The following is a 1062-nucleotide window of genomic DNA, read 5'->3' on the forward strand; positions in this document are numbered from 1 at the left end:
CACGACCCATTACTGGAGCGCAAGCTCTCATCAGTGAGCGGCACAGGCCCCTCCGGTGCGGTGACGCCGTTCGGATAAGCCCGGTCGCTCCCGATTCCAGAAGGTGTGAACGATGCCCTGGGCGGGGCATCGTTCACACCGGATGTCAGTCCCGTTTGAATGCCTCCCGGCGCAGCAGCTGGAACAGCGTGGGGGCGCCTTCGGAGGTTGTCACCGCGGCGGCCTTGCGCACGAACCGGGTATCGGCCGCCTGTTCGAGCAGGCTCGCGGCAAGGTCGGTGCGGCTGGTGAAGACGCCCGGCGCCTGGTCCTCGTGAAGCTCGTAGTCCGTCACACCGGGCGCGTCGAAAAGGCCCGAGGGGCGCATGACCGTCCAGTCGAGGCCGCTGCCGCGCAGGAATTCCTCCATGCGGCGCATGTCGGCGTAGGTCGTCTTTCCGATCGTCGCTGTGATCAACGGCTGGAGAACCCGGTTCAGCAGGCAACCGCCGTCCGCGTGATGGTGCGGCTCGGCGGCGCTCGAGCTCACCACGGCCACTCGCTTGACCCCGTGCCGCACCATCGCGGCGGTGATGTTACGGATGCCGTCGCTGTAGATGGTGACCGGCTTGCGGGTGAACGGCACACCGAGCGTCGACAGCACGACGTCGGCGCCTTCGACGGCTCGGTCGACGGCCCGCGCGTCGTACGCGTCGGCTTCCACGACGTCGAGCCGTTCATGCGTGACCGGGAATTCCGCCGGCCGCCTGGTCACCGCGGCGACGTGATGACCGGCGGCCAGCGCCTGTCCGGTCAGCAGCCGGCCGGTCGGCCCGTTGGCGCCGAAAACGACGATCCTCATGGCTACGCTCCTTCTGAATGATCCGTTCATGTGATGGTGCCCACCGTGCGGTAATATTTGGGCGCCCATATCCAGTGGTAGAGGAACCTGACGGGTGGCGGCAGCATCCCGAGAACGTTGGCCTGTGTTCCCTCGGATGCGCCGTCGAGCAGCCACGGGAGGAATTCCGCGCCCCCACGCAGGCCCTGCGTTTTACGAATCGTCGTGGTGAACGCCGCCCA

At 67.0% G+C, this 1062-nt stretch carries 2 protein-coding genes; both read right to left on the reverse strand.

What is annotated here, in order from left to right; all coding sequences use genetic code 11:
* Positions 1–145: 145 nt before the first annotated feature.
* Complete coding sequence (locus AC5LUJ_RS21485) at positions 146–841, reverse strand: NAD(P)-dependent oxidoreductase (RefSeq protein ID WP_493465613.1); 696 nt, start codon at positions 839–841, stop codon at positions 146–148.
* Positions 842–867: 26 nt separating this feature from the next.
* Positions 868–1062, reverse strand: a 195-nt coding sequence (locus AC5LUJ_RS21490) for a hypothetical protein (protein ID WP_493465614.1), incomplete at its 5' end; no start/stop codon positions are given.

Source organism: Protofrankia sp. CiP1_Cm_nod3 (genome assembly GCF_982290655.1).